Genomic DNA, 7,671 nt, shown 5'->3' on the forward strand with positions numbered 1-7,671 from the left:
ACCGTTGATCGAACATCGAATTTTGTATTCAACATACGCGGCCCTTGACTCAGAGGGAAGAGTGGGTTCAATATTTTGTATTCAGAATTCTCAACGAGGAGACCCCATGTTGTTCCCCGCCCGCTCCGCCCCCCGCGCGGCCGCGGCCCTCACCGCCACGGCCCTCGCCGTCGCCTCCCTCACCGGCTGCGGCGGCTCCGGCGGCGACGCCGGGCCCGCCAAGGACGTCGACGCCGACAAACTCACCGGCACCGTCACCGTCTGGTCCTGGGACGTCGCCGCCACCGCGCTCACCCGCCTCGGCCAGGAGTTCCACGCCAAGTACCCCAACGTCACCGTCGACGTCGTCGACGTCGGCTACGACAACGCCGAACAGAAACTCTCCGTCGGCCTCAAATCCGGCAGCGGACTGCCCGACCTCGTCACCGTCGAGTCCCAGCAGATGCAGAGCTACCTCGGCAAGTTCCCCAAGGGCTTCGTCGACCTCACCGACGTCGCCGGCCCCTACAAGGCCGACATGGACCCCTCGAAGTGGACCGCCGCCAGCGACCTCGACGGCCGACTCGCCGCCCTCCCCTGGGACGCGGGCACCGCCGGCCTCTTCTACCGCACCGACTACTTCGAACAGGCCGGAGTCGACCCCGCCACGATCTCGACCTGGGACGACCTCATCACCGCCGGCACCAAGGTCAAGGAGGCCACCGGCGCGAAACTCCTCGTCTCCGACGTGTCCGGCAGCGTCGGCCTCGTCCCACTGCTCATGCAGCAGCAGGGCGCCGGATACTTCTCCCCCGACGGGAAGATCACCCTCGACTCCCCCGCCGCCGCGACCTCCCTCGACATCGTCCGCCGCCTCAACGACGCCGGACTCGTCCACAACGAGGCCGGCTGGGACGCCCTCGTCCGCGCCAACAAGGACGGCAAGGTCGCCACCGAACCCACCGGCGTGTGGTGGTCGGGCACGCTCACCTCCGAAATGCCCGAGCTCTCGGGCAAGTTCGGCGTCATGCCCCTGCCCGCCGTCACCCCCGGCGGCGCGCGCACCGCCAGCAACGGCGGCTCCAGCCTCGCCATCCCCGCACAGGCCAAGAACCCCGACGCGGCCTGGGCCTTCGCGAAGTTCGCACTCGCCGACGCGGCCAACCAGACCTCCATGATGAAGAACGAAGGCCTGTTCCCCGCCTACCTCCCCGCCCTCAAAGACCCGTACTTCAGCCAGCCACAGGACTACTTCGGCGGCCAGGACATCTACACGATGTTCACCGAGCAGACCGCGAAGATCCCCGCGATCACCTACACCGACGACTTCGCCGCCGCCGCCGAACTCATGAAGGCCGTCGTCTCGGGCGTCGTCCTGGGCGGCAAGGACCCCACCGCCGAACTCGCCGACGCCGCCGAACAGCTCGCCTCCACGACCGGCCGGGAACGCGGATGACCCTGCTCGCCGAAGCGCGCGCCCCGGCCGAGGCCCGCACGAAACCCTCCCGGCGAAAGCCGAGACTCGCGCCATGGGCCTTCATCGGACCCGCGATCGGGCTGTTCACGGTCTTCTTCGCCTACCCGCTGGTCGCCAGCCTCGTCCAGAGCTTCCAGACCGACGAGCGCGGCGAGACCGTCTGGGCGGGCCTGGCCAACTACCGCAGGCTCCTCGGCGACCCGCTGATGCCGACGGCCCTTGGCAACACCGCGATCATCCTGGCGATCCAGGTGCCGCTCATGCTCGTGCTGGCCCTGCTCCTCGCGCAGATCCTCAACCAGTCCTGGCTGCGGATGCGCACCGGCTACCGGATCGCCTACTTCCTGCCCGCCGTGACCACGCTCGTCGCCTACGCCATCGTGTTCCGGGTGCTGCTGCGCGCCGACTCCGGCGTCCTCAACCAGCTCCTCGGCCTCGTCGGACTGCCCGGCGTGGACTGGCTCAACGACCCCGTCTGGGCCAAGGTCGCGCTCATCGCCTCCATCACCTGGAAATGGACCGGCTACAACATGGTCATCCTGCTCGCCGGACTCCAGGCGATCCCCCGCGAGCAGTACGAGGCCGCCGCCGTCGACGGCGCCGGGCCGGTCACCACCTACGTCAAGGTCGTCGTGCCACAGCTGCGGCCGGTGATCCTGTTCTGCCTGATCACCTCGACCATCGGGACCCTCCAGCTGTTCGACGAGCCCTACCTGCTCACCGGCGGCGGCCCCGACAACGCCACCCTCACCCCGATCATCTACCTCTACCAGGTCGGCTTCCAGCAGCTCGACTTCGGCTACGCCTCGGCGATCGCCTGGGTCGTCGTCCTGCTCATCGGCGCGCTGTCCCTGCTCCAGTTCAAGGCACTGGGGAGGCGCGGATGAAACGCCTCCTGCACCTGCCGATGATCATCGGCGCCGTCGTCAGCCTCTTCCCCCTCTACTGGATGATCGTCGCGGCCACCCACCGCACCGAGGACCTGTTTACCTCACCACCCCCCTTCCTCCCGGGCGGAGAGCTGTTCAACAACCTCGCGCGCCTTGAGGAGAGCGTCGGCTTCAGCCGGGTCGCGGCCAACTCCGTCGGCATCGCCGTCGTCTACACCGTCGTGAGCTCACTGCTGTCGGCCATGTGCGGATACGGGCTGGCCAAGTACCGCTTCCGGGGCCGCGGGCTGATCCTCGCGGTGATCCTCGGGACCATGATGATCCCCTTCCAGGTCCTCCTCGTGCCGCTCTTCGAGATGATGGCGACCTTCGGGTGGATCGACACCTACCAGGCCGTCATCGTCCCCTTCCTGGCCAACGCCTTCGGCATCTTCCTCATGCGGCAGGCCTTCCTCGACTTCCCCGACGAGCTCATCGAGGCCGGCCGCATCGACGGCTGCGGCGAGGCGCGCATCTTCTACCGGATCGTGCTCCCCGCGGCGAAACCCCAGCTCGCCGCCGTCGTCATCTTCACCTTCATCGCACAGTGGGGCGCCTTCCTGTGGCCCCTGCTGATGCTCAACTCCGAAGACCAGTACACGATCCCCGTCGCACTGTCGACCATGGTCGGCCTGTCCAAGGTCGACTACTCGGGACTCATGCTGGGATCGTTCGCGGCGACCCTGCCGATCATGGCGGTGTTCTTGTTCTTCCAGCGGCAGTTCATCTCCGGACTGCTCGGCGGCTCAGTGAAAGGTTGACCGACTTGGGAATCACCCGTGTCCCCGGACTGCTCTACGGCGGCGACTACAACCCCGAGCAGTGGCCGGAGCACATCTGGCGCGACGACGCCCGGCTCATGGCCGAGGCGGGCGTCAACCTGGTCACCGTCGGCGTGTTCTCCTGGGCCCGCCTCGAACCCGAGCCGGGCGTCTACCGCCTCGACGGGCTGGCGCGCGTCATCGACCTGCTGTGGGAGCACGGCGTCGCCGTCGACCTGGCGACCGCCACCGCCTCTCCCCCGGCCTGGTTCGTCCGCGCCCACCCCGAGGCGCTGCCCGTCACCGCCGACGGCGTCCGCCTCGAATTCGGCAGCCGCCAGCACTACTGCCCCAGCTCACCGGTGTTCCGCGCGGCGACCGTCGCGCTCACCGAACGACTCGCCGAACGCTTCGCCGGGCACCCCGCGCTGGCCATGTGGCACATCTCCAACGAGTACGGCGACCACGTCACCGAATGCTTCTGCGAGGTCTCCGCGGCCGACTTCCGCCGCTGGCTGACCGACCGCTACGGCGACGTGGAAACCCTCAACCACGCCTGGGGCACCGACTTCTGGAGCCAGCGCTACGGCTCCTTCGCGCAGATCGCGCCGCCACGCGCCGCCCCCGGCCCGGGCAACCCCACCCAGGCCCTCGACTGGCGGCGCTTCAGCAGCGACGCACTGCTGGCCTGCTACCAAGCCGAGAAGGACGTCCTCGACCGCGTGTCACCCGGAGTCCCCGTCACCACCAACTTCATGAGCATGATGAAAGCCCTCGACTACTGGGCCTGGGCCGAACGCGAGGACGTCGTCTCCGACGACGCCTACCCCGACCCGGCCGATCCGCTCGCCCACGTCACGGCCGCGATGAACTACGACCTGATGCGCTCCCTCGGGCGCGGACGGCCCTGGCTGCTGCTGGAACAGGCGCCCTCGGCGGTCAGCTGGCGCGACGTGAACATCCCCAAGACCGACGAACAGTACCGCCTGGGCAGCCTCCAGACGGTCGCGCGCGGCGCCGACGGGGTCATGCACTTCCAGTGGCGGGCCTCCCGGGCCGGTGCCGAGAAGTGGCACTCGGCGATGCTCCCGCACGCCGGGACGGCCTCGCGAGGCTGGGAACGCACACTGCGGATGGGCGCCGACCTCAAGGCCCTCGCACCGGTCGCCGGATCGCGCACCGACGCCCAGGTGGCGATCATGCTCGACTGGGACTCCTGGTGGGCGGCCGAGTTCGACCAGGAACAGCACCCCTCCAACCTCGTGAAGGTCCGCGAACTGATCCGCGCCTGGTACGGCACCCTGTGGGCGGCCAACATCGCCTGCGACTTCGTCCCGGCCGGCGCCGACCTCGGCCCCTACAAGGCCGTCCTGGCCCCGAACCTGTACCTGACCACCGCCGCCACCGCCGCCGCGATCCGGTCCTATGTCGACGGCGGCGGAACCTTCGTCTCCGGCTTCTTCAGCGGACTCGTCGACGAGCACGACCACCTCCACGACGGCGCCTACCCGGGAGCGTTCCGGGACCTGCTCGGCCTGGTCGCCGACGAGTTCTGGCCGCTGGCCGCCGGCGAACGGGCCGGACTGCGCACCGACGACGGCGAGCACCACACCGGCGGCGTCTGGCGCGACTGGCTCGACACCACCACCGCCGAGACGATCGCCTCCTACACCGACACCAGGCTCGCCGGACGGCCCGCCGTCACCCGCAACCGCTTCGGCGCGGGCACCGCCTGGTACCTGTCCACCCTGCCCGACGAGACCGGCCTGGCCGCCCTGCTCGGCCGCGCGCTGCGCGAGGCCGGAGTGGAACCGGTCGGCGACGCGCCCGCCGGCGTCGAACTCTGCCGCCGCGGCGAGCACCTGTTCGTCCTCAACCACGGCACCGAACCCGTGGAGTTCACCGTCCCGGACGGCCCCGCCCACGACCTGCTGTCCGGCGAGGAACTCGGCGGCACGATCCTGCTCGGCCCCGCCGACGTCCGCTGCCTCACCCCCACCCCTCCCACCACCCCGGAGACCGCCCCATGAGACGACGCCACCTGCTTCCGCTGCTCGCCGCCCCGCTCGGCACGATGATCGCAACGGCCGCCAACGCATCGGAGCCCGCCATCACCGGTCACCATCCCGACGAGTACCCCGACGTCCTCGACCTGCGAGGCACGCCCACCGAGGCGCGCCCGCCCTCCGACAACCCGATCTCGGTCTTCGCCGACCTCGGCGCCTGGCACGCCTACGCCCTGCCCGCGGCCCCCACCGAGTACGGCGGCTTCACCGGCCCGCTGTACATCGCCGAGGAGTACCCGTGGTGGCTGAGCAAGGCCTTCAACCGCCTGACGCTCGCCGACGCCGACAACGCCCGGCCCGTCGAACTGGCGGCCGACCCGGCACCGCGAATCCACGCCCACCCGGGCCGCCTGTCGCAGTCCTTCACCGTCGACGGCCTGCGCGTGGAACTCGAACTGCGCTTCGCCTCCGACCGCACCGCCTTCGTCCGCGCCCGGATCACCAACCGGGGACGGGAAACGCGCCGGATCCGCCCGTCGTGGGGCGGTTCGCTGCTGCGGCACACCGCCGACCCCGTCCAGAGCGCACCGAGACTCGCCGGGACGGCGAGCGGCGTCGCCGTCGAGTTCGCCGAGGTCCGCTCCACGTGGTCGTTCTTCTCCACCGAGACGATGCGCTTTGAGGTCCGCCACCGCGACCAGGTGACGACCGCCGTGGACGGCGACGCGTACACCACCAGCCTCTCCGAACCGCTGCGGATCGGCCCCGGGCGCACCCGCGAACTGGTGTGGACCGAGTCCTTCACCTTCACCACCGCCGACCGCGAGCGGGCCCGCAAGACCTCCCGCGAAGTGTTCGACGCGCCCGGCCGCCACACCGAAAACAGCGAGAAGCGCTGGTCGACCTACCTCCGGCGCGCGCTCCACGGCGTGCCCGCCGACCGCCGTAGACCGGCCGTCAAGGCCGTGCAGACCCTCGTGACGAACTGGCGCGGCCCGGCCGGGCGCCTCAAGACCGGCGGCATCACCCCGTCGATCTCCTACGTCTGGTTCGCCGGCGGCCTGTGGTCGTGGGACTCCTGGAAGCAGGCGGTCGCCGTCGCCCGCTTCGACCCGGAGCTCGCCGCCTCCACCGTCACCACGATGTTCGACCACCAGCGCGACGACGGCATGATCCTCGACTGCGTCTTCTACAACGACATCAGCGACGGCGGCGGCAACTGGAACGAGCGCAACACCAAGCCGCCACTGGCCGCGTGGGCGGTGTGGGAGGTCTACCGGCACGGGCACGACCGGCGCTGGCTGTCGCGGATGTACCCGAAACTGACGGCCTACCACGACTGGTGGTACACCGCACGCGACCACGACGGCGACGGGATCGCCGAGTACGGCGCCACCGTCGACCCGGGCAACGCCACCGACGAGGCCGTCATCGAGGCGGCCGCGTGGGAGAGCGGGATGGACAACGCGCCCCGCTTCGACGTCGACGCCGGGGTGACGGTCCTGCGCAACGAGAACGCCGACGGCGAACTCGTCGGGTACTCCATCAACCAGGAGTCGGTCGACCTCAACTCCTACCTCTACGCCGAGAAACGCCTCCTCGCCCGGATCGCCCGCGAACTCGGGCACGGCAAGGACGCCCGCCGCCACGAGAACGAGGCCGCACCGATCGCCGCGCACATCCGCGAGCACATGTACGACCCGGCCGGCGGATTCTTCTACGACACCGACATCGTCACCAAACGGCCGCTGACCGAACGAGGACGCGGCATCGAAGGCGCGATTCCACTGTGGACCGGCGTCGCCGACGACGGCCAGGCCGCCGCCGTGCGCGACGCGCTCGCCGACCCGGCGCAGTTCGCCACGACGGTGCCCTTCCCGACCACGTCACGCGACAACCCCGACTTCGATCCGGAGGCCTACTGGCGCGGTCCGGTCTGGCTGGACCAGGCCTACTTCGCCGTCGCGGGCCTCAAGCGCTACGGACACCACGTCGAGGCCGACGCACTGTCGGCGCGCCTGCTCGCCAACGCCGACGGCATGCTCACCGACCAGCCCATCCATGAGAACTACAACCCGCTGACCGGCGCGCGCCTCAACGCGCCGAACTTCAGCTGGTCGGCCTCGGCGGTGCTGCTGCTCCTGCGCGGCGAATGACGCCCGCCGCGCCGCCGGGAGGTTCCGGCCCGGCGGCGCAGCGGGTCTTTGGCGGGGGCGGTTGGTAACGCTGGGATTCGCGTCGGCCTACGCCGAGACGCGGGCCAGCGGCGCAGCGGGTCTTTCGCGCGGGAGGTTGGCAGCACTGGGATTCGCGTCGGCCCACGCCCAGACACGGCCAACGGTGCGGCGGGACTTTCCCGGGGAAGGCTGGCAGCACTGGGATTCGCGTCGGCCCACGCCCAGACACGGCCAACGGCGCAGCAGGACTTTCCCGGGGAAGGCTGGCAGCACTGGGATTCGCGTCGGCCCACGCCCAGACACGGCCAACGGCGCAGCAGGACTTTCCCGGGGAAGGCTGGA

General features: G+C 70.1%; 5 protein-coding genes. All 5 read left to right on the forward strand.

The annotated features are described in order from the left end of the window. Positions 1–106 precede the first annotated feature (106 nt). The 5 genes from HNR73_RS33100 to HNR73_RS33120 are packed head-to-tail and all read left to right on the forward strand — an operon-like array spanning position 107 to position 7,308. Positions 107–1,435, forward strand: a complete 1,329-nt coding sequence (locus tag HNR73_RS33100; RefSeq protein ID WP_184791736.1) for an ABC transporter substrate-binding protein — start codon at positions 107–109, stop codon at positions 1,433–1,435. After that, complete coding sequence (locus HNR73_RS33105) at positions 1,432–2,343, forward strand: carbohydrate ABC transporter permease (RefSeq protein ID WP_184791738.1); 912 nt, start codon at positions 1,432–1,434, stop codon at positions 2,341–2,343. The genes HNR73_RS33100 and HNR73_RS33105 overlap by 4 nt, the downstream gene beginning before the upstream one ends. Then, positions 2,340–3,146, forward strand: a complete 807-nt coding sequence (locus HNR73_RS33110) for a carbohydrate ABC transporter permease (protein ID WP_184791740.1) — start codon at positions 2,340–2,342, stop codon at positions 3,144–3,146. The genes HNR73_RS33105 and HNR73_RS33110 overlap by 4 nt, the downstream gene beginning before the upstream one ends. Before the next feature lie 5 nt (positions 3,147–3,151). After that, the gene (locus HNR73_RS33115; protein ID WP_239122222.1) at positions 3,152–5,176 is read left to right on the forward strand and encodes a beta-galactosidase; all 2,025 of its coding nucleotides are present in this window, start codon (positions 3,152–3,154) and stop codon (positions 5,174–5,176) included. Beyond that, a complete protein-coding gene (locus HNR73_RS33120; protein WP_184791742.1) occupies positions 5,173–7,308 on the forward strand; it encodes an MGH1-like glycoside hydrolase domain-containing protein in 2,136 nt (711 codons plus the stop codon). Before HNR73_RS33115 ends, HNR73_RS33120 begins: the two co-directional genes overlap by 4 nt. Positions 7,309–7,671 lie beyond the last annotated feature (363 nt).

Origin of the sequence: Phytomonospora endophytica (genome assembly GCF_014202425.1) — a bacterium.
In the GTDB taxonomy this organism is placed as follows: Bacteria; Actinomycetota; Actinomycetes; order Mycobacteriales; family Micromonosporaceae; genus Phytomonospora; species Phytomonospora endophytica.